The sequence below is a fragment of the Actinosynnema sp. NPDC023794 genome, assembly GCF_040639675.1.
GTDB classification, from domain to species: domain Bacteria; phylum Actinomycetota; class Actinomycetes; order Mycobacteriales; family Pseudonocardiaceae; genus Actinosynnema; species Actinosynnema luteola.
Map to the genome: position 1 here is coordinate 210,024 of NZ_JBFAFR010000001.1, position 20,427 is coordinate 230,450.

Here is a 20,427-nt window from a genome sequence, read left to right on the forward strand (position 1 = left end):
TCAGCCCCACGTCCAGTCGGCGATCGCCGGGTCGTCCTCGCCGTGCTCGCGGGTGTGCTGACGGGCGGCGAGCCGGGCGTCCGCCATGCGCTGCCGCAACGACGCCGCCGCGCCGCCCAGCGACGGCACCCGGTCGATCACGTCCATGACCAGGTGGAACCGGTCCAGGTCGTTGAGCATCACCATGTCGAACGGCGTGGTCGTGGTGCCTTCCTCCTTGTAGCCGCGCACGTGCAGGTTGCCGTGGTTCGTGCGGCGGTAGGTGAGGCGGTGGATGAGCCACGGGTAGCCGTGGAACGCGAAGATCACCGGCTTGTCCTCGGTGAACAGCGCGTCGAAGTCGCGGTCCGGCAGGCCGTGCGGGTGCTCGGTGTCCGGTTGCAGGCGCATGAGGTCCACCACGTTGACCACGCGCACCTTCAGGTCGGGCAGGTGCGCGCGCAGCAGCTTGGCGGCGGCCAGGGTCTCCAACGTCGGGATGTCGCCCGCGCAGGCCAGCACCACGTCCGGCTCGCCCTCGGTGGTGCCCGCCCAGTCCCAGATGCCCAGGCCGCGCGCGCAGTGCGCGACCGCGTCCGGCATGTCCAGGTACGTCAGCGCGGGTTGCTTGCCCGCCACGATCACGTTCACGTAGTGCCTGCTGCGCAGGCAGTGGTCCGCGACCGACAGCAGCGTGTTGGTGTCGGGCGGCAGGTAGACGCGGACGATCTCGGCCTTCTTGTTCACCACGTGGTCGAGGAAGCCGGGGTCCTGGTGGCTGAACCCGTTGTGGTCCTGCCGCCAGACGTGCGACGACAGCAGGTAGTTCAACGACGCCAGCGGCGCGCGCCACGGGATCGTCCGGGTCGTCTTGAGCCACTTGGCGTGCTGGTTGAGCATCGAGTCGACGATGTGGATGAACGCCTCGTAGCTGGTGAACAGGCCGTGCCTGCCGGTGAGCAGGTAGCCCTCCAGCCAGCCCTGGCACAGGTGCTCCGACAGCACCTCCAGCACCCGGCCGTCCGGTGCGAGGTGGTCGTCGCCGGGCGCGGTGTCCGCCCGCCACTTGCGGCCCGTCACGTCGAACAGGGCCGACAGCCGGTTGGAGGCCACCTCGTCCGGGCCCATGACGAGGAAGTTGTCCGGGTTGAGGCGCACCACGTCGCGCAGGAACGCGCCGAGCACCTTGGTCGCCTCGCTGCTCCCGACGGCGGGCCGTTCCACGGTCACCGCGTGGTCGCGGAAGTCGGGCATCCGCAGGTCGCGCAGCAACCGGCCGCCGTTGGTGTGCGGGTTGGCGCTCATCCGCCGGTCGCCGGTGGGCGCGAGGGCGCGCAGTTCGGGCACGAGCCGGCCGTCGTCGTCGAACAGCTCCTCGGGCCGGTAGCCGCGCAGCCACTCCTCCAGCAGCGCGCGGTGCCCGTCGTCGGTCCGCGTGGCGGCGAGCGGGACCTGGTGCGAGTGGAACGTGCCCTCGACCTGCTTCCCGTCCACTTCGCGCGGTCCGGTCCAGCCCTTCGGGGTGCGCAGCACGATCACCGGCCACGGCGGTCGTCGTGCCGACTGCTTCATCTCGGCGATGTCGTCCAGGACCGTGTCCAATGTGGATGCGAGCTGTTCGTGCACGGCTTTGGGCTCGTCGCCGACGACGAAGTGCGGCGTGTGGCCGTAGCCCCGCAGCAAGGAGGCCAGCTCGTCGTCCGGGATGCGGGCCAGCACCGCGGGGTTGGCGATCTTGTAGCCGTTGAGGTGCAGCACGGGCAGCACGACGCCGTCCCGGGCGGGGTCGAGGAACTTGTTCGAGTGCCAACTGGCGGCCAGCGGCCCGGTCTCCGCCTCACCGTCCCCGACCACGCACAGCGCCAGGAGGTCGGGGTTGTCGAACACCGCGCCGTACGCGTGCAGCAGGGCGTACCCGAGCTCGCCGCCTTCGTGGATCGAGCCGGGTGTCTCCGGCGCGACGTGACTCGGGATGCCGCCGGGGAAGGAGAACTGGCGGAACAACGCGCGCAGGCCGTCGAGGTCCTCGCCGATGCCCGAGTAGACCTCGCTGTAGGTGCCTTCCAGGTAGGCGTTGGCGACGAGCCCGGGACCGCCGTGGCCGGGTCCGGTGACGTAGAGGGCGTTCAGGTCGCGTTGCCGGATGGCGCGGTTCATGTGCGCGTAGAGGAGGTTGAGGCCGGGGGTCGTGCCCCAGTGGCCGAGCAGGCGGGGCTTGACGTGCTCGGGACGCAGGGGTTCGCGCAGCAGCGGGTTGTCGAGCAGGTAGATCTGCCCGACGGACAGGTAGTTCGCCGCACGCCAGTAGGCGTCCAGCAGGTCCAGGTCGTCCGCGGTCCGCTCGGTCGACGGCATGGTCCGACGCTAGCTCTGATCACGGGGGTCCGAAACTCGAGCGCCCGCTCGCGCGAGTCGGCGCCGCGGTCGGCACTGGTGCGCGGTTCCCGAGCGGACGAGGGCCGTCGTGCCGCACTGGCGGGCGGGAAGCGACGCGGCGGGTGACCATGGGCGCGGGAGGTGGCTGTGTCCGAGGTCGCCGGCGTGCGGGCGGAGCGGGCGGCGGGGTTGAGCGCGGCGGAGGTCGCGGAGCGCGTCGCCGACGGGCGGACCAACGCCGTGCGGTCCCGCACGAGCCGCAGCACGGGTCAGGTCGTCCGGGCGAACGTCATCACGCCGTTCAACGGCCTGCTGACCGCGTTGTTCCTGGTCGTCCTCGCCACCGGGCGCTGGCAGAACGGCCTGTTCGGGCTGGTCGTCGTGGCCAACACGGCGATCGGCGTGGTCCAGGAGCTCCGCGCCAAGCGCACCCTCGACCGGCTCGCCGTGCTCAACGCGCCACACGCCCGGGTGACGCGCGACGGTGTGACGTCCGAGGTCGACGTCGGCGACGTGGTGGCTGACGACCTGATCACCGTGCGCGCCGGCGACCAGGTCGTGGCCGACGGCGCGGTCACCGCGGCCGAAGGCCTGGAACTGGACGAGTCGCTGCTGACCGGCGAGTCCGAGCCCGTCCACAAGGCCGTCGGCGACGACGTGCGGTCCGGGTCGATCGTGGTCGCCGGGTCGGGCCGGTTCCAGGCGACGGCGGTCGGCGCGGACGCCTACGCGACCCGGCTCACCGCCGAGGCTCGCCGGTTCACCGCGGTGCGGTCCGAGTTGGTCGCCGGCACGAACAAGCTGCTGCGGTGGATCTCGCTGATGATGCTGGTGGTCGGCCCTCTGCTGCTGTGGGGCCAACTGCGCAGCCCCGACACCGACGACTGGCAGGAGGCGATGACCGGCGCGGTCGCGGCGCTGGTCGGCATGGTCCCCGAAGGGCTGGTGCTGCTCACCAGCCTGGCGTTCATGCTCGCCGCGGTGGCCCTGGCGCGGAGGCAGACCCTGGTGCAGGAGCTGCCGGCGGTGGAGGTGCTCGCCCGCGTCGACGTCGTCTGCCTCGACAAGACTGGCACGCTCACGCACGGCGAGATCGTGTTCGACCAGCTGATGGCGGACGGCCCGCAGGATGACGTCCGGGAGGCGCTGGCGTTGCTGGCGACGGCGCCCGACGCGAACGCCACGTCCGCCGCGCTGGCCGAGGAGTTCTCCTCCACCACTTGGCAGCGCGTGGGAGGCGTGCCGTTCTCGTCGACCCGGAAGTGGTCCTCTGTGGACGCTCTCGGTCACGGCACGTGGGTGCTCGGCGCGCCGGAGATGGTGTTCCCCGAGGGCGGACCGGCGGCCGAACGCGCCGCCGACCTGGCAGCGCAGGGCAAGCGCGTGCTGGTCCTCGCCTCGGCCCACTCCCCCGCCGATGGCACGTCGCTGCCCTCCGGTCTCACCGGGCGCGCGCTGGTCGTGCTCGCCGAGCGGATCCGCGACGACGCCGCCGACACGTTGCGGTACTTCGCCGAGCAGGGCGTGACGCTGCGGGTGATCTCCGGCGACAACCCGCGCACGGTCGGCGCGGTCGCGGTGTCGGTCGGCTTGCCCGGCATCTCCGACGCGGGCGAGGCGGTGGACGCGCGCACGCTGCCCGACGACCCGGACGCGCTCGCCGACGTGCTGGAGACCTCCGCCGTGTACGGGAGGGTCACGCCGCAGCAGAAGCGGGCGGTGGTGGGCGCGTTGCAGCGGCGCGGGCACGTGGTCGCGATGACCGGTGACGGCGTCAACGACGCGATGGCGTTGAAGGACGCCGACATCGGCGTGGCGATGGGCAACGGCGCCGCCGCGACCAGGGCGGTGGCGCAGCTCGTGCTGCTGGACAGCCGGTTCGCGCACCTGCCGGACGTGGTCGCGGAGGGTCGGCGGGTGATCGCGAACATCGAGCGGGCGGCGAACCTGTTCCTGGTGAAGAACGTGTACTCGCTGGTGCTGGCGCTGGTCGTGCTGGCGAGCGGGATCGCCTACCCGCTGGCCCCGATCCAGCTCACCATGATCTCGACGGTGACGATCGGCGTCCCGGGTTTCGTGCTCGCCCTCGCCCCGAACCGCCGCCGTTATGTGCCCGGGTTCCTGGGGCGCGTGCTGCGGTTGGCCGTGCCGGCGGGTGTGGTGATCGGGCTGGCGGCGTTCGGCGGCGACCTCGCGATCCGCTCGCTCGACCCGGCCGGCGGGCGGGTGGCCGGTCAGACGGTGGCGGCGGTCGTGGTGCTGGTGGCGTCGCTGTGGACGTTGTCGCTGCTGGCGCGGCCGTTGACGGGGTGGAAGGTGGCGCTGCTGGCGGGCTTGGCGACGACGGCGGCGGTGATCCTCGCCGTGCCGGTGCTGGCGACCGACGTGTTCCTGCTGGAGGTGACGCCGCAGCGGCTGCTCGTGGGTGTGGCAGTCGGCGCCGTGGCGGCGGCGTTGGTGGAACTGGTCGGCCGGATCAGCCGGCCGACCGCGGCTTGACCGCGCAGAGGTGGCGTTACGCGCCCACCGTGCCGTCGATGCCCTCGCGCAGGAAGTCGGCGTGGCCGTTGTGCCGGGCGTACTCGTGGATCAGGTGGAGCATGACCAGGCGCAGCGACACGTCCTCGCCCCAGCGCTCGTGGTGGCCCGTGACGTCGAGCGACTCGGCTTCCCGCTCGATGCGACGGGCGTGCTCGACCTCCGCCTGCCAGGCCTCGAACGCCTCGGACCTGGTCGCGGTGGAGGCGTCGTAGGCGACCTGGAAGTCGCCGTCGGCCGACCAGACCAGCGGGACGTCCTCGTGGTTGATCACGCGCCGGAACCAGGTCCGCTCGACCTCGGCCATGTGCCGCACCAGGCCGAGCAGGGTGAGCGTGGACGGCGGCATGGAGCGGCGGCGCAGGTCTTCGGTGGACAGGCCGTCGCACTTCATGGCCAGGGTGGCGCGGTGGTAGTCGAGGAACGCGCGCAGCGTCTCGCGTTCGTCGGCGCGCAGGGGTGGGCCGACGCGTTCGGTGGTCATGGGTCCATGGTCCCCGGAGGGCTAGGGTCGCGTGCCATGGACCCGCTGGTGCCCCGGTACGGGGGCGGATCGCTGGCCGACGTCGTGCCGTCGTTGCTCGCCGGGCTCGGTGTGCCGGGGATGGTGGACGTGCTCGGCATCTCCGGCCCGTCCCGGGTGTGCGTGCTGCTCGTGGACGGTCTCGGGTGGCGGTTGTTGCGGGAGCACGAGGCGGACGCGCCGTTCCTGTCGTCGTTGGCGGGTCCGCCGATCACGGCCGGGTTCCCGGCGACCACGGCGAGCAGCCTGGCCGCGTTGGGCACCGGGGTGCCGACCGGTGAGCACGGGTTGGTCGGGTACTCGTTCGCCGACGGTGGCGAGGTGCTGAACGCGTTGCGGTGGTCGCGGTACGGGGCGACCCCGCACGTCGACTTGCGGGACGTGCTCGTGCCGGAGGACGTGCAGCCGCGGCGGACGGCGTTCGAGGCGGCGGCCGACGCCGGGGTGGCGGTGCGGCTCGTGCTGCCGCGCGAGCAGAAGGGCAGCGGGCTGACGCGGGCCGTGCTGCGGGGTGGGCGGTTCCAGGGCGTGCTCGGGTTCGGCGACCTCGTGGCGCGGGTGGCGGAGGCGATGCGGTCGGACGACCGGGTGCTCTGCTACGCCTACCACGCCGACCTGGACGCGCTCGGGCACGTGCACGGGCCGGGCAGCGAGGCGTGGCGGTGGCAGTTGCGGTTCGTCGACCGGTTGGCGGCGGCGGTGGCCGACGGGTTGCCGGCCGGTGGGGCGTTGGTCGTGACGGCCGACCACGGGATGGTGGCGGCGGACGACCGGGTCGACTTCGACACCGACGACGTGCTGCGCGACGGTGTGCGGTTGCTCGGCGGCGAGGCCCGGGTGCGGCACGTCTACACGTCGGCGGTGGAGGCGGTGCGGGCCCGGTGGGTGGAGCGGCTGGGTGATCGGGCGTGGATCGCGTCGCGCGCGGAGGCCGTGGCGGCGGGGTGGTTCGGGCCACGGGTGGACGACCACGTGCTGCCGCGGATCGGCGACCTGGTGGTGGCGGCGAAGGGGTCGCTGGCTGTGGTGCGTTCGACGGTGGAGCCGGGACTCACTACCTTTGTCGGGCACCACGGCTCGCTGACGGAGGAGGAGCAGCACATTCCGGTCCTGAACACGATCGGGTGATCATGGCCCGGAAATGTACGGAAACAGTGTTCTCGTACATCGGTTGGATAGACCGAGCGCCGACCAGCCCCGCCCGTCACCGCCGCAGCCGCCCGGACGCGGCTCGGCATAGCATCACGTGTCGGCCGCCAGGAGGACGCCCGGCGCTTCCGGGGCCTCCGGGGCCGTGCCGGGAGGCGCTGGGGCGTGCCGGGAGGCGCCGACACGACCGCGGCCGGGGACGGGAGGCGACGAGTGGAGCACGGGTCGCCGGTGGTGGACACCTCGGTCGCCGGGGTCGTGGAGGCCAGGTGGGGTGTCCGCCCGGAGCCCGCGATCGCGCGGTACGCCGAGCCGGGCTGGCAGCTGTCGCCCCTGCCCATCGACCGGCGGTGCCCGAAGTGCGCAGGCGAGCTGCACGGCCTGTACCGCGCCCACCCGGATCGTGGCAGGCAGCAGCTGCAGGCCGCCGTCGCGTGCCCCGCGTGCCCCGCTTCGTTCACGCTGCGGGAGTTGAAGCTCGCGCAACGCTCGGTGCTCGGCGACCTGCGCCCGGACGCCGTCTCGCGCCGCCTCGCGGAGGACGCCCAACTCGAAGCCCTGGCCCGCAGCTCGCGCGCCGTCCGCCGACCGGCGGCCGATCGGCCGCCGGCCGCGCCGCCCGAGCCCTTGGAACCACCCCGGAACCCGCCGACGCGAACCGGCCGCGCCACCGCGCCGGGCACCGGGTTCGGCGAGCCCGAGACCGCGCTGGACCTGCCGCCGGCGGCGGGTTCGCGGCAGCCGGCGGCGGGGCCCGGCTCCCCGGAGGCGGGCCCGCGGCGTCCGGAAGCCGGTGCCGGATCGCCGGCGACGGGTTCGCGATCGGCGGCGGGTTCGCAGCGGTCGGAATCCGGTGCCGGGTCGCCGAAGGACGGTTCGCGGCGGCCGGGGGCAGCGGATTCCGGGCGGCGGCGGGCGGAGTCGCAGCGGGCGGCGCGGGATTCGCGGCGGGCGGGCGGATCGCGCGGTGAGGTGGAGGCCGGTTCGCCTGCCGCTGAGGGTGGTGCGGCGGCCGGTGGCGGGACCGAGGTCGTTGGGCCGGCAGTCGAAGGTGCCGTGCGGGGCGCGACGGCCGGCGGTGCGGCCGAGGTCGACCGCGGGGCGCAGGATGCGGCAGCCGCCGGGGCGGGCGTGGACGCCGAGGCGGAGGCGGACGGGGCGGCCGAGGGCGGAGGTGAGGCGCGGGTTCGGGTGGGGCGGCGCGTGTCCACCGTGGCGATGGCGGCTCGGATCCGGTCGATCCTCAGCGGCTCGGAGGTTGCGCCGGCGGCGCGTTCGGCGGCGGTGCCCGTGTTGCCGCCGGCGTTGGCGGCGCTGGAGTCGCGGCCCGTGTGGTGGTGCAAGACGGTCGACCCCGCGTTCGACGTGCCCGACGTGCCGACCGGCGTGGACGCTCGGGTCGTTTTGCCTGATTTGTCCGTATTCGACCCGCTGAAGCAGCGGCTCGAAGCGGCCGGGGTGCCGTACCGCGCCATCCGCCACTGGTTGGAGCAGGAGGAAGTGTCCGCGACCGCCGCCACCGCCTGGCTGTCCGACGTCGGCGGCGTGGTGCCGGAGCGGTGCGAGTCGGTCGTCGGCGAGGGGGCGAGAGCGGCTCGACTGGCCTTCGAGATGCTGTGGGACCTGCACGAACCGACCAACGCCGACGACGTGCCCGACCCCGTCCCGGTCACCCGGCACGTGCCCGCCGACTGGACGCGATTCCTGCCCTTCCCCGTGCTCAACCCCGCCCAGGCCCAAGCCGCACCCCACCTGGTGGACGGCGACTCCCACCTGCTGATCACCGCACCGACCGGCGCGGGCAAGACCGCGATGGGCATGCTGGCCGTGCTGAAGGCGATCCTGCACGAAGGCCGCAAAGCCGCCTGGCTCGTCCCCCAGCGCTCGCTCACCGACGAACTCGACCGCGAGCTGGAGACCTGGCGCGACGAGGGCCTCCGCGTCGAACGCCTCTCCGGTGAGTACGCCGTCGACGTCGAAGCCGTCAAAGCGGCCGACCTCTGGGTCGCCACCACCGAGAAGTTCGAGGCGATCTGCCGCGCGTCCTCCCTCCAGGCCGCGCTCGGCGAGGTCGGCTGCCTCGTCGTGGACGAGATCCACCTGCTGGGCAGCCCCAACCGCGGCGCGTTGCTGGAAGCCCTCCTGGCCCGGGTCCGCGGCATCGACTCGCCGGTCCGGATCGTGGGGCTCTCGGCGACCGTGTCCAACGCCGCCGAGGTCGCCGAGTGGCTGGAAGCCGACCTCGTGGCCACGACCTGGCGGCCGTCCAAGGTGACCTGGCAGCTGCCGACGATCCCGGCCGCCTCCGGCTTCACCGCGAACAACCGGCTGCGCGAGCAGGTCGTGCTCGACCTGACCCAACGGCACACCGCCGAGGGCGGCAGCGTGCTGGTGTTCTGCGGCTCCAAGCGCAACGTCCGCTCCACCGCGATGGCGATCGCCGCCGACCGGGGCGCGCCCGTGCACACCGTCGCCCCCGACGACGTCGACGGCCTGACCGAGGCGTGCGCGGAGGTCGGCGTCCGCCTGCACTACGCCGACTACGAGCACAAGCACGCCGCCGAACGAGCCTTCCGCGCACGTGAAGCGGACGTCCTGGTCGCCACGTCCACCGTCGCCGCCGGCGTGAACCTGCCCGCACGGGCCGTGGTCGTGCGCGACGTCTCCATCGGCGGCGAGCCGATCGACACGTCCACCGTGCTGCAGATGTTCGGCCGGGCCGGGCGCATCGGCGCGGGAGAGACCGAGGGCTGGTCGTACCTGATCGTCGACGAGACGCAGCGCGCCGACTGGCAGACCCGGCTGGTGGCCGGGTACTCGGTCTACTCGCGGATCCGCGACTCGCTGCCCGACCACGTGCTGGCCGAGGTGCTCCAGGGCCGGATCGGCACGGTGGACGACGCGCAGGCGTGGTGGGTCGAGACGCTGGCGCACGCGCAGGGCGACGACGACCTGGAGCCGGTGCAGGAAGCCGTGGCGTTCCTGGTGGACGAGGGCCACCTGACGTCGACCGGCGACCGGCTCGACATCACCGAGCTGGGCCGCCTCACCGCGCGGATGATGGTGTCCACGCACACCGGCCACCGGTTGCGCCGCACGCTCGGTCTGCTGCCCGTGCCGCACGACCCGGACGAGGCGGAGAACGCGCTCAGCCTGGTCCTGTCGGTCGCCGTCCGCGACCTGGCGGGCATCCCGGTGCCGGAGCCGGTGCGGCCGGCCGTGGCCACGGTCATCAAGGCGGGCGGCAAGACGTCGCAGATCACCCACACGACGTCGGTCAAGGGCCTCGGCTCGCAGACGACCACCGCGCCGGGCGACCTGGCGTGGGCGGCGCTGCTGCTCGCGGCACGGTCGCCGCACCTGTTCGACGGGAAGCGGCGCGTGGCGGGCGGCATCCCGCTGGCCACCCTGCACCCGGTGTACGAGCAGGCGCCGAGGTTCCTGGCGTGGCTGGCCGCGCAGGGCGTGCTGGGCACCGTGCACCCGTGGATCGCCGTGGTGGCCGCCGACCTCGACCACCGCGTCCGCTGGCGGAGCCTCGCACCGGGCCGCGGCGCGGGCAGGCTGCTGTGGATGTGCGAGGAGATGGCCACCCGCGCCCACCTCAGGGACGTGGTGCCGGGCCTGTGGCGCTCGGCGGTCGCGCGGGGTCTCCGCGCGCCGGACTGGCCACCGGGGCGTTCACCGGCGGGCTGCGTCCTGGACCACGCCGGCTACACCGCGTTGCTGCGCGAGCGCACCACCAACCACACCCTCACCGCGCACGCCGACAACGCCACCGTCACGGGCGGCACGGGCGCGACCGCGGTCGCCTGGCGTGGCCGGACCTGGACCACGCCGACGACGGCCGCGACCGTCGCCTACCCACCGGCGGAGGACGACGACCCGACCGAGACCGGGGTGGCTGTGTTCACCCGCCGCGGCGACTACCGCGCCACCGGCTGGCTCACCGCCTACACCGGCCTCGACACCGAAGGCACCCCACCGCCACCGGCACGCACCCGCCGAGGGCTCGGCCGGTGACTACCCGCGGTCGAGCGCCCCTGCCAACACCGGCGCGAGGCTCCGGCTGAACGCGGCGTTGAGGTGGTCGGGGTCGTAGTACACGGCGATGTTGCCGACCACGCCGTGGCACTTGTGCGCGTCGCAGAAGTAGTCGGTGAAGTCCGCCAACGACACCATCTCGTTGTCGCTGGTCCGCGCGACCTCCGACAACGGGTCCGAAGGCTGCGCCGTCGCACGGTCCACCGCGCACACCCCCGGGTCACCGGGGTTGAGCGCCACGCACTGGTGGTCCCGCACCTCGCCGTTCAACGGCGGGTCGCCCAACACCACCACGCGCGCACCCGCGTCGGTCCACCGCTTCCACCGCGGTTCGAGCCCGTCGCGGTACTGCTCGGTCTGCGAACGGCCGCTGCCGTCGTCCACGAGCTCCTTGCGCGCGTAGAACGAGGTCAGCACCAGCGACGGCGAGTCCTCCGCGATCTCGTCGGTCATCCGCGCGGTCCAGTCGGCGCACTTGCGCCTGGCCTCGTCGGTCGCGACGCCGCGGTAGCCGACGAAGTCGACCTCCGCGAACGGACACCCGCCCAGGTAGGCGAACTTGAGCACCCAGCCGTGCTCGCGGGCCAGGTCGACCACCGGTGGCTGCCACTGCTGGGCGTGCGAGTCGCCGACGAGCCAGACCACCCGCGCGGACGCCGATCCACCGCTGTAGTCGCACAGCGAGACGTCGGCCACGCCCTCGACACCGACGCAACCGGGCGGCGCCTTGAAGTACTCGTTGACGGGCCCCATGTGCACGACCTCCGCCGGACCCAACGGGTTCGGGCAGCCGTTGGCCGGGATCAGGGCCTGCCCGCCGACGCACACCCCGACGCCGCGCTCCTCGGCCTCCCGCTCGGCCTGCGCGACGTGCCGCCCGTAGGTCCAGTTCAACCCGGCCGCGGCCGCGGAGACGACGAGGAGGCCGACCACCATCGCGGCGAACGTCCGGCCGGTCCCGAGGCGGACCGCGATGCCCCTGTCCTCGACCAGCACCTTCGACAGGTACGCCAGCACGAGCGACACCCCGAGCACCACGAGCAGCAGTGGCGTGGTCATCCGGCCCGCCTGCAACGCGTCCGCGAACACGAACGGCGCGACCATGATCAACGGCCAGTGCCACAGGTACAGCGAGTAGCTGATGCCGCCCAGGAACTGCACCGGCGACGACGCCGTGACCGCGGCGTGCCACTGCCGTCCCGGGCGTTGCCCGGACGCGATGACGAGGGCCGTGCCGACGGTCGGCACCAACGCGAGGTAACCGGGGAACGGCGTCGCGTGGTCGTAGAGGAACGCGGACCCGAGGATCATGGCGAACCCGACCGCCGAAGCCACCCCGGCCAGCCGCTTCGACAACTCGACGCCGGTCAGCGCGATGAGCGCGCCCAGCGCGAACTCCCAGACGCGGCCCTGCGTGACGAAGTACGCCTGGTTCGGCTCGACCTGCGTGTAGTGGATGCTGAACGCCAACGACGCCGCGCCGACCAGCGCGATGCCGACGACCTGCGCCCGCCGTTGCCGGACCTTGAACAACACCACCAGGAGCAACGGCCAGACCAGGTAGAACTGCTCCTCCACCGACAGCGACCAGTAGTGCTGCACGAGGCTGGCCGCCGTGTTGGCCGCCGAGTAGTCGACCGACTTCGCCGCGAGGAGCCAGTTCTCCCAGTACAGGGCGGAGGCGACCGACTCGGCCGCGGTCGCCTCCCACCGCGGGTACGGCAACAGGAGGTACGCGGCGACGACGCTCACGCCGAGCACCAGCAACGCGGCGGGCAACAGCCGGCGGATGCGGCGGGCGTAGAAGCGGCCGAGGCGGACGCGGCCGGTGGAGGTGATCTCGCGGTCGAGGTGCGAGCTGATCAGGAAGCCGGAGATGACGAAGAACACGTCGACGCCGACGTAGCCGCCGGTGAGACCGCCCGGCCAGAGGTGGTTGACCACCACGGCGAGCACCGCGATGGCGCGCAAGGACTGGATGTCGGTGCGGAACGCCGACTGTCTTCGCGCCTCCGCGGGCGCGCGTTCCTCGATGACCGTACTCACTCTTTCGCCCGTCCCCCACACGTGTCGCCTGACTACAGGCTGTCGGCGCAGCACGGTACATGACCGCTCGGCGCGGTGGCGGGTGCCGCCGTGGATGCCACTGCCGAGCGCGCGATGTCGAGGTGGCCGGACATATGGTGACCGTGACCCGCGTCCGGAGCCGTGAGGGGTGATCGGTGACCTATCCGCCGGAACCGTGGGAGCTGCACGGCCGCGCGTGCGTGTCGGTGTGGCTGGTCCGGGCGACGGTGCTGCCACCGCTGCCGGTGCGGCCGGTGACCGTGTTCGGGCGGGCCGTGGTCGGCACGGCGTTCGTGGACTACCGGCCGCCCGGCTTGGCCTACCACGAGGTGCTGGCCGCCGTGCTGGTGCGGCGTGGCCCGCGGTTCGGGGTGTCGATCACGCGCATCTGGGTGGACAGCCCGGCGTCGCGGGCGGGCGGCCGTGAGCTGTGGGGCATCCCGAAGGAACTGGCCGAGTTCGAGTGGGGTCGGGACCTCGCCGCGTCGGCCCGGGACGAGCGCGGTCCGATCGCCTCGATCCGGGCTCGGACGCCGCGGTTCGGCGTGCGGCTGCCGGTTCTCGGGTCGACCTGGCAGGCGTTCGGTGACGGCCTGGCCCGCACGCCCCTGCGCGCCACCGGTCGCGTGGCCCCGGTCCGCGCTCGCTGGCACGTCGACCCGGCGGGCGGACTGGCGTGGCTGCTCCCCCACCGGCCGCTGGTCAGCGTCGCCGTCCGCGGGCTGCGAATGGCGTTCGGGCCGCGCCACCGCTAGGACCAGACCGGCTCGGGCACCTCCTCGACCCGGCCGTCCCGGTCGACGTGCAGGTACCGGTCGAAGTCGGCGGCGAACCAGCGGTCGTGGGTGATGGCCACGACGGTGCCGGTGAACGCGCGCAAGCCCTCCTGGAGGGCGTCCGCGGCGGCCACGTCGAGGTTGTCGGTCGGCTCGTCCAACAGCAGCAGCGTCTCGCCGGCCAGCTCCAGCAGCAGGATCTGCAACCGCGCCTGCTGGCCGCCCGACAGCGTCTCGAACGGCTGCCGCCACGCGGGGGCGAGCTCGTAGCGGGCGAGGGCGGCCATCGCGTCGTCGCGCTCGATCCCGTTGTCCTGCGTCACGATGTCGGCCACCGCGCGGCCGACCAGGTCGGGACGGGCGTGGGTCTGGGCGAAGTGGCCGGGCTCCACCCGCGCGCCGAAGGAGATCCGGCCCGAGTGCCGGGTGGCGGACGGGTCGGCGAGCACGCGCAGGAGCCAGGACTTCCCGGTGCCGTTCGCGCCGACCACGGCGATCCGCTCGCCGAACCACACGTCGAGGTCGAACGGCTCGATCAGGCCGGGCACCGCGAGACCCTGGCAGCTCAACGCCTGCTTTCCGGTGCGACCGCCCTGGAGGCGCATCCGGACGTTCCGCTGCTTCGGCGGCCGTTGCGGCGGGCCGGCCTCCTCGAACCTGGCCAGCCGGGCGCTCGCGGCGCGGTAGGCCGAGGACACGGCGTCGTTGCGGGCGGCGCTCTGGCGCAGGGTGTGCACGGTGGTCTTCAGCCTGCGGTGCTCGTCGCGCCACCGCTTGCGCCGCTCGTCGAGCCGGTCGATCCGGTCGTGCCTGGCCCGGGCGAACGTGGCGAAGCCGCCGCCGTGCACCCAGACGCCGCGGTCCTCGACGGCGACGATCCGGTCGGCGGCGTCGGCGAGCAGCTGCCGGTCGTGCGAGACCAGCAGGATCGTCTTGCGGCTCGCGACCAGCTCCCGGGCCAGCCACTGCTTGCCGGGCACGTCCAGGTAGTTGTCCGGCTCGTCCAGCAGCAGCACGTCGTCCGGGCCGCGCAGGAGGGCTTCCAGCACCAGGCGCTTCTGCTCGCCGCCCGACAGCGTGCCGACGGGCCGGTCGGCGGCCTGCGCGAACGGCAGGCCGAGCGCGACGGTCGTGCACGTGTCCCAGACGACCTCGATGTCGTAGCCGCCCGCGTCGACGTGCTCGGCGATGGCGTTCGCGAGGGCCAGCTGGGTGTCCTCCTCGTCGCGTCCGGTCACCGCGGCCTCGGCATCGGCCAGGGCCTCCGCGCTCGTCCGGACGCGGTCGGGCGCGACGGCGAGCAGCAGGTCGCGAACGGTGTCGCCGGTGATGAACTGCCGCATCACCCCGACGCCGCCGCTGGTGGCGATCTCGCCGGACGCCGGACGCAGCTCACCGGCCACGAGCCGCAGCAGCGTCGTCTTGCCGGCGCCGTTCGGACCGACCAGGCCGGCGGTGACGCCCTCGCCGACGCGGAACGACACGCGGTCCAGCAGCACGCGACCGTCGGTCAGCGCGTAGGTCAGGTCGGACACCTCGACGTGAGCCATCGGCCACCCTCTCGAACATTGGTCGAGAACCCGACCAACGTACTAGAGTCCCGATCGTGGACTCGACGGGTTATCAGGGCGGGGTGTGGTTGAGGCCCGCCAGGGGGCGGCGGGACGCGCCGCTCACCGTGGACCGGATCGTCGTGGCGGCGGTGGCGCTGCTGGACGCCGAGGGCGCGGGCCGACTCACCATGCGCGCGCTCGCCGACCGCCTCGACGTCGCGCCTCCCACGCTGTACTGGCACGTGAAGACCAAGGACGACGTGCTGGACCTGGCCGTGGACGCGATCTTCGCCGAGGTCCCGGTGCCGGACGGCGGGGAGTGGGCGGACGCGGTCCGCGCCCTGGTGCTGGCGTGGCGGGCGACGATGCTGCGCCACCCGTGGTCGCCGCCGTTGCTGGGTCGACCGACGCTGGGCCCGAACGTGCTGCGGCGCACCGAGTTCCTCCAGGCGACGCTGGCCGCCGCGGGCTTCCGGGGCGTCGACCTGGCCGCCGCGACGCACGGCCTGGCCAACTTCGCCATCGGCTCCGCCCTGACCCAGTCCACGTGGCGGAACGCGGCCGTGCGGGACGCCGCCAACGCCCACGTCCGGGCGAACGCCGACGCCTACCCCACCCTGGCCGCCAACGACCACCTCGACGACCCCGACTGGGACACCCTGTTCAGCCAGGGCCTCGACCGCTTCCTGACCGGCCTGGCCGGCTCGCCCTGAACGGCGCGGGCCGGTCCGGGCGCACACCCGGACCGACCAGGGTTCTCCGCTCACCCCAGCGAGCACTCGGCGAACCGCTCCAACCCCTCGGGCTTCTCCGCGACCCGACCGATCGCCGTCTCGATCCGGTTCAACGCGGCCGTCCGCTTGCTCGCCAACGGACCCAGGATCGCGTTGTCCACGAAGTTCGGCCCACCCTGGCCCTCGGTCTCGACCAGCCGCTCGTTCGCCTCCTCCACCTGCTCGTCGAGGTTCGCCAGTTCCCGCGCCACCTCGTCCTGAGCCGCCGCGGGCACCTCCGCCAACGCGCCCACCGGCGACGGGCACTCGATCACCTGCTCGGCGACCTCCTCCACGACCGGGGGCGAGGTGACCTCGACGACGTCGCCCGCCTCGCCCAGCGCGCACTCGGCGAAGTCCTCCAGCCCGTCCGGCCGCTGCCCGGCGACCCGGCCGATGGCGATCCCGATCCGGTCCAACGCGGCGGTCCGCTTGCTCGCCAACGGGCCGAGGATCGCGTTGTCGACGAAGTCCGGCCCGCCCTCGCCCTCCGATCGCGCCAACCGCTCGTTGGCCTCGCCGAGCTGCTCGTCCAGGTTCGCGAGTTCACGGGCGACCTCGGTCTTCGCCGCGTCGGGCACGGCGGACAGCGCGCCGACCGGCGACGGGCAGACGATCGCCTGCCCGTCGCCGCCACCGGCGGTGGCGAGGGCGGCCACCGCCGTGACCACCATCGCCGCCACACCGACCGCACCGATCACCACCGCGCGCTTCCTGCCGAACTGGGGACGTGTGTGCCTCATGGACCACCTTCCTGTGTGGGTACGGGCGCACCTGCGCGGCGGGTGACCCGTTCTCGTCCGGGGGTACGGCCACCCGATGAGCGGTGTTCACCGGTCACGTCGACATTGCGCCGGTCGTCCCATCACGTCAGGGGTCGTCACTAGGCCGAACGCAGGAACGCGGCCACCCCGCCGAGCAGCCGGTCCACCTCGGCGTCGGTCGAGTACGGCGCGAGCCCGACCCTGAGCCCGCCGGTGTCGCCGAGCCCCAGCCACCGGGACGCCTCGATCGCGTAGAACGAGCCCGCCGGCGCGTTCACGCCCAACCCGGCCAGGTGCCGGTAGACGTCCGCCGCCGCGTGCCCGGCGAACGTCACCAGGACGGTCGGCGTGCGCAGCCGGGCCCGCGACCACACCGTCACGCCGGGCAGCGCCGCCAGCCCCGCCTCGACCCTCTCCCGCAACCGGTCCTCGTGCTCGCCCACCGCCGCCAACGACGCCGCGATCCGCTCACGGCGGGCCCCGACCGACGGGACCAGGCCGGCGATGAAGTCCACCGCGGCCGTGCAGCCGGCCAGCACCTCGTACGGCAGAGTGCCCAGCTCGAACCGCTCCGGCACCGCGTCCGGCGACGGCAGCAGCTTGTCCGGCCGCAGGTCCGCCAGCACCTCCGGCCGCCCCGCCACCACACCGCAGTGCGGCCCGAAGAACTTGTACGGCGAGCACGCGAAGAAGTCCGCCCCGATCGCCTCCACGTCCACCGGGTGGTGCGCGGCGAAGTGCACGCCGTCCACGTAGAACAGCGCGCCGCGCTCGTGCGCCGCAGCGCCGATCCCCGCCAACGCGGGTCGCGTGCCGATCAGGTTCGACGCCGCCGTGACGGCCACCAGCCGGGTCCGCTCCGACAGCACCTCGGCGACGTCGTCGAGCTCACCGGTCGCCGGGTCGAACCCCACCCACCGCACCACCGCGCCGACCGCCTCGGCCGCCTGCACCCACGGCCGCACGTTCGCGTCGTGGTCGAGCCTCGTCACCACCACCTCGTCACCGGGCGCCCAGGTCCGCGCCAGCGTGCGGGCGAAGTCGTAGGTCAGCTGCGTCATGCTGCGCCCGAACACCACGCCTTCCGGCGGCGCGCCGAGCAGGTCCGCCACGGCGCGTCGGGCGTCCAGCACGATCGCGTCGGCCGCGCGTTCGGCGTCGGTCACCACGCCCCGGTTGGCCAGGGACGAGGTCATCGCGTCACGCATGGCGTCCGCGACGGCGGCGGGCACCTGCGAGCCTCCCGGACCGTCGAAGTGGGCGGTGCCGGTGGCGAGGGAGGGGAAGCGGGCGCGGACGGAGTCGACGTCGTAGGTCATGCCACCACTCTGACCGCCGATCCACATCGGACTCCAGTGGTCCGGGTCACGTTCTCCCCTTGACAGTGGTCCAACCATCGCACAACGCTATGGAAGCGCTCTCACGGACTGCGTCCGCGTCGGCGCCCGACCGCCGGGCCGCCCTGAAACCGGCCGGGAGGTCGGGACAACCTTGCCCTGCACCGAGGAGTCGCACCCATGCGCACCCTGACGAAGTGGTTGAGCGCGTTCGCCGCGCTCGCCACGTCGGCGTCACTGGCCGCCGCCACACCGGCCGCGGCCGTCGGACCTGACCTGCTGCCGATCACGATCACCAACAACAGCGGCCGTGCCGAGGCCGTCCACCTGTACGTCCTCGGCACCGACATCCGTCCCGGCGGCCGGCTCGGGCACGTCAACCAGTCGGGCACCTTCACGCCGTGGCCGGCCGGGGCCAACCCGCCCTCGCCCGCGCCGGACGTGTCGATCGCGGGCCCGCCCAACGGCGGCGCCATCACGCTGCGCGTGCCGCGGTTCATCTCCGGCCGCGTCTACATGTCGTTCGGGGAGCGGCTCAAGTTCTTCCTCACGCCGGACGGCCTGGTGCAGCCCGCGCCGTGGTCGCCGAGCGACCCGAACCGGGACATCCTGTTCGACTGGAGCGAGTTCACCTACAACGACGCGGGCCTGTGGTTGAACAGCTCGCAGGTGGACATGTTCGCCGTGCCGCACGCGGTCACCGTGACCGGCGCGAGCGGCGTGACGAAGAAGACCGGTGAGCTGGTCGCGAACGGCCGCGACAACGTCATCAACGGCGTGCGCGACCAGGCCGGCTGGGCGGGCTCGGTCCGCACCCGCGCCGACGGCACGGTGGTGCGCGTGCTCGCACCGGGCAAGGCGGCCGACGCGGGCCTGTTCGACCGCGCCTACCTCGACCCGTACATCACGCAGGCGTGGAACGCCTACACCACCAAGACGTTGACCGTGGTGCCGTTCGGCGACCGGCCGGACATCCGCTACTTCGGCCGCACGTCGGGCAACACCATGAACTTCACCGACTCGTCAGGACGTCAGGTGGCATCGTTCGCCAAACCGTCCACGTCGAACGTGTGGGGTTGCGACGGCGCGCTGCACGCGCCCAACGACCAGGTCGTGGGTCCGATCGCGCGCACCCTGTGCGCCGCGCTGCACCGCTCCACGCTCGGCCGGATCGACACCCAGCCCGGCGGCGGGCCCGCCGACTTCTACCAGGGGCCGCTCACCAACCACTACTCGCGGCTCGTGCACCAGAACATGGTGGACGGCAAGGCCTACGGCTTCGCGTTCGACGACGTGCAGGCGCAGGAGTCGTTGGTGCACGACGGCGACCCGCGTTCGGCGGGGATCGTCCTGACGCCGTTCACGGGTGGCGGCGGCACTCCTCCGCCGGGGCCGGCGGGCAGCATCGTCAGCGCGTGGCACGGCAAGTGCGTCGACGTGCCGAACTGGGACTTCGCCGACGGCCGGCGCCTGGTCGTGTGGGACTGCACGGGCGGCACGAACCAGCGGTGGGAGTCGACCGGCGGCACGTTCCGCACGCAGAACGACATGTGCATGGACGTGGCCTGGGGCTCGACCTCGAACGGCGCCGCCGTCCAGGTCGCGAGGTGCAGCGGGAACCCGGCCCAGCAGTTCGTCCTGACCGCCGCGGGCGACCTCGTCAACCCGCAGGCGAACAAGTGCGTGGACATCGCCGACTGGAACCCCGACAACGACGCGGTCCTGCAGCTGTGGGACTGCGCGGGCACGGCGAACCAGAAGTGGCGTCGTTGAGCGCGCCGTAGGCGACGCTCACAGTCCACCACCGACCGGACGCGGCGCGACCACCCGCCGTCGCGCCGCGTCCACCCCGCGAGACGGGATCAGAGGAAATCCCGGAACCACGAACCCGCCAGCTGGGCGACCTGGTCCAACGCCCCCGGCTCCTCGAACAGGTGCGTCGCGCCCTCCACCACCTCGAGCCGCCACAGCACCGACAACTCCTCCGCCGCCGCGCGGTTGCGCTCCAGCACCTCCTCGTCACGACCACCGACCACCAGCAACGTGGGCGCACGCACCCGCGACAACGCCCGCCCCGCCAAGTCCGGCCGCCCGCCACGCGACACGACCGCCCTCACCAGGTACGTCCCGGCCGCCGCCACCAACGCCGCCGCCGCGCCCGTGCTCGCACCGAACAGCCCGATCGGCAGATCCCGCGTCACCGGCGCCCGCGACGTCCACTCCACCGACGCCGCCACCCGCTCCGCCAGCAGCCCGATGTCGAACCGCAGCCGCCCGGTGACCCGGTCCTCCCGCTCCTCGCGCTCGGTCAACAGGTCGAGCAGCAGGGTCGCGTACCCATCCCGCCGCAGCGACTCCGCCACGGCCTGGTTGCGCCCGCTGTGCCGCGAGCTGCCCGACCCGTGCGCGAACACCACCACACCGGCCGGATCGGACGGCACGCCAAGGTCGGCGGCCAGGTCGACACCCCAGGCGTCGACCGACACCGCCATCGTGCCGCTCCTCGTCATGACCTCCGGGTTCACCGGCTCACGCGCGGGCAAACGAG

13 protein-coding genes are annotated in these 20,427 nt (G+C 73.3%); 6 read left to right on the forward strand and 7 right to left on the reverse strand.

The window, feature by feature from the left end; all coding sequences use genetic code 11:
- Complete coding sequence (locus AB0H12_RS00975; protein WP_499619849.1) at positions 1-2,334, reverse strand: phosphoketolase family protein; 2,334 nt, start codon at positions 2,332-2,334, stop codon at positions 1-3.
- A 168-nt stretch (positions 2,335-2,502) separates the two neighbouring features.
- Between AB0H12_RS00975 and AB0H12_RS00980 the strand changes: the two genes are divergently transcribed.
- Positions 2,503-4,854, forward strand: coding sequence for an HAD-IC family P-type ATPase (locus tag AB0H12_RS00980; RefSeq protein WP_499619850.1), 2,352 nt, complete (start codon positions 2,503-2,505; stop codon positions 4,852-4,854).
- Between the two features lie 16 nt (positions 4,855-4,870).
- Here the strand turns inward: AB0H12_RS00980 and AB0H12_RS00985 are convergent, their stop codons facing one another.
- Complete coding sequence (locus AB0H12_RS00985; RefSeq protein WP_499619851.1) at positions 4,871-5,377, reverse strand: DinB family protein; 507 nt, start codon at positions 5,375-5,377, stop codon at positions 4,871-4,873.
- A 36-nt stretch (positions 5,378-5,413) separates the two neighbouring features.
- On the opposite strand from AB0H12_RS00985, the gene AB0H12_RS00990 reads away from it, so the two are divergent.
- Positions 5,414-6,544 carry an alkaline phosphatase family protein gene (locus tag AB0H12_RS00990; RefSeq protein ID WP_499619853.1) on the forward strand — a complete coding sequence of 377 codons (1,131 nt, stop codon included), beginning with the start codon at positions 5,414-5,416 and terminating at the stop codon, positions 6,542-6,544.
- Positions 6,545-6,778: 234 nt separating this feature from the next.
- Positions 6,779-10,588 (forward strand): DEAD/DEAH box helicase, encoded by a 3,810-nt coding sequence (locus AB0H12_RS00995; RefSeq protein WP_499619854.1) that lies wholly within the window; start codon positions 6,779-6,781, stop codon positions 10,586-10,588.
- Here AB0H12_RS00995 and AB0H12_RS01000 read toward each other — a convergent pair whose 3' ends face one another.
- Positions 10,589-12,655: an acyltransferase family protein gene (locus AB0H12_RS01000; RefSeq protein WP_499619856.1), complete on the reverse strand. Its 2,067-nt coding sequence runs from the start codon at positions 12,653-12,655 to the stop codon at positions 10,589-10,591.
- Between the two features lie 176 nt (positions 12,656-12,831).
- Between AB0H12_RS01000 and AB0H12_RS01005 the strand changes: the two genes are divergently transcribed.
- Positions 12,832-13,431, forward strand: coding sequence for an acetoacetate decarboxylase family protein (locus AB0H12_RS01005; RefSeq protein WP_499619857.1), 600 nt, complete (start codon positions 12,832-12,834; stop codon positions 13,429-13,431).
- Here the strand turns inward: AB0H12_RS01005 and AB0H12_RS01010 are convergent.
- Positions 13,428-15,002 (reverse strand): ABC-F family ATP-binding cassette domain-containing protein, encoded by a 1,575-nt coding sequence (locus AB0H12_RS01010; protein ID WP_499619859.1) that lies wholly within the window; start codon positions 15,000-15,002, stop codon positions 13,428-13,430. The genes AB0H12_RS01005 and AB0H12_RS01010 overlap by 4 nt on opposite strands.
- A gap of 56 nt (positions 15,003-15,058) precedes the next feature.
- On the opposite strand from AB0H12_RS01010, the gene AB0H12_RS01015 reads away from it, so the two are divergent.
- Positions 15,059-15,718, forward strand: coding sequence for a TetR/AcrR family transcriptional regulator (locus AB0H12_RS01015; RefSeq protein ID WP_499619861.1), 660 nt, complete (start codon positions 15,059-15,061; stop codon positions 15,716-15,718).
- 50 nt (positions 15,719-15,768) lie between these two features.
- Here the strand turns inward: AB0H12_RS01015 and AB0H12_RS01020 are convergent, their stop codons facing one another.
- Together AB0H12_RS01020 and AB0H12_RS01025 are read right to left on the reverse strand one after the other, a co-directional pair.
- On the reverse strand, positions 15,769-16,521 hold the full coding sequence (locus AB0H12_RS01020; protein WP_499619863.1) for a hypothetical protein: 753 nt from the start codon (positions 16,519-16,521) through the stop codon (positions 15,769-15,771).
- 140 nt (positions 16,522-16,661) lie between these two features.
- Positions 16,662-17,861: a cysteine desulfurase-like protein gene (locus AB0H12_RS01025; RefSeq protein WP_499619865.1), complete on the reverse strand. Its 1,200-nt coding sequence runs from the start codon at positions 17,859-17,861 to the stop codon at positions 16,662-16,664.
- 198 nt (positions 17,862-18,059) lie between these two features.
- Here AB0H12_RS01025 and AB0H12_RS01030 point away from each other — a divergent pair, with 198 nt between their 5' ends.
- Positions 18,060-19,652, forward strand: a complete 1,593-nt coding sequence (locus AB0H12_RS01030) for a beta-1,3-glucanase family protein (protein WP_499619867.1) — start codon at positions 18,060-18,062, stop codon at positions 19,650-19,652.
- An 89-nt stretch (positions 19,653-19,741) separates the two neighbouring features.
- Here AB0H12_RS01030 and AB0H12_RS01035 read toward each other — a convergent pair whose 3' ends face one another.
- Complete coding sequence (locus AB0H12_RS01035; RefSeq protein ID WP_499619869.1) at positions 19,742-20,371, reverse strand: dienelactone hydrolase family protein; 630 nt, start codon at positions 20,369-20,371, stop codon at positions 19,742-19,744.
- Between the last annotated feature and the right edge of the window lie 56 nt (positions 20,372-20,427).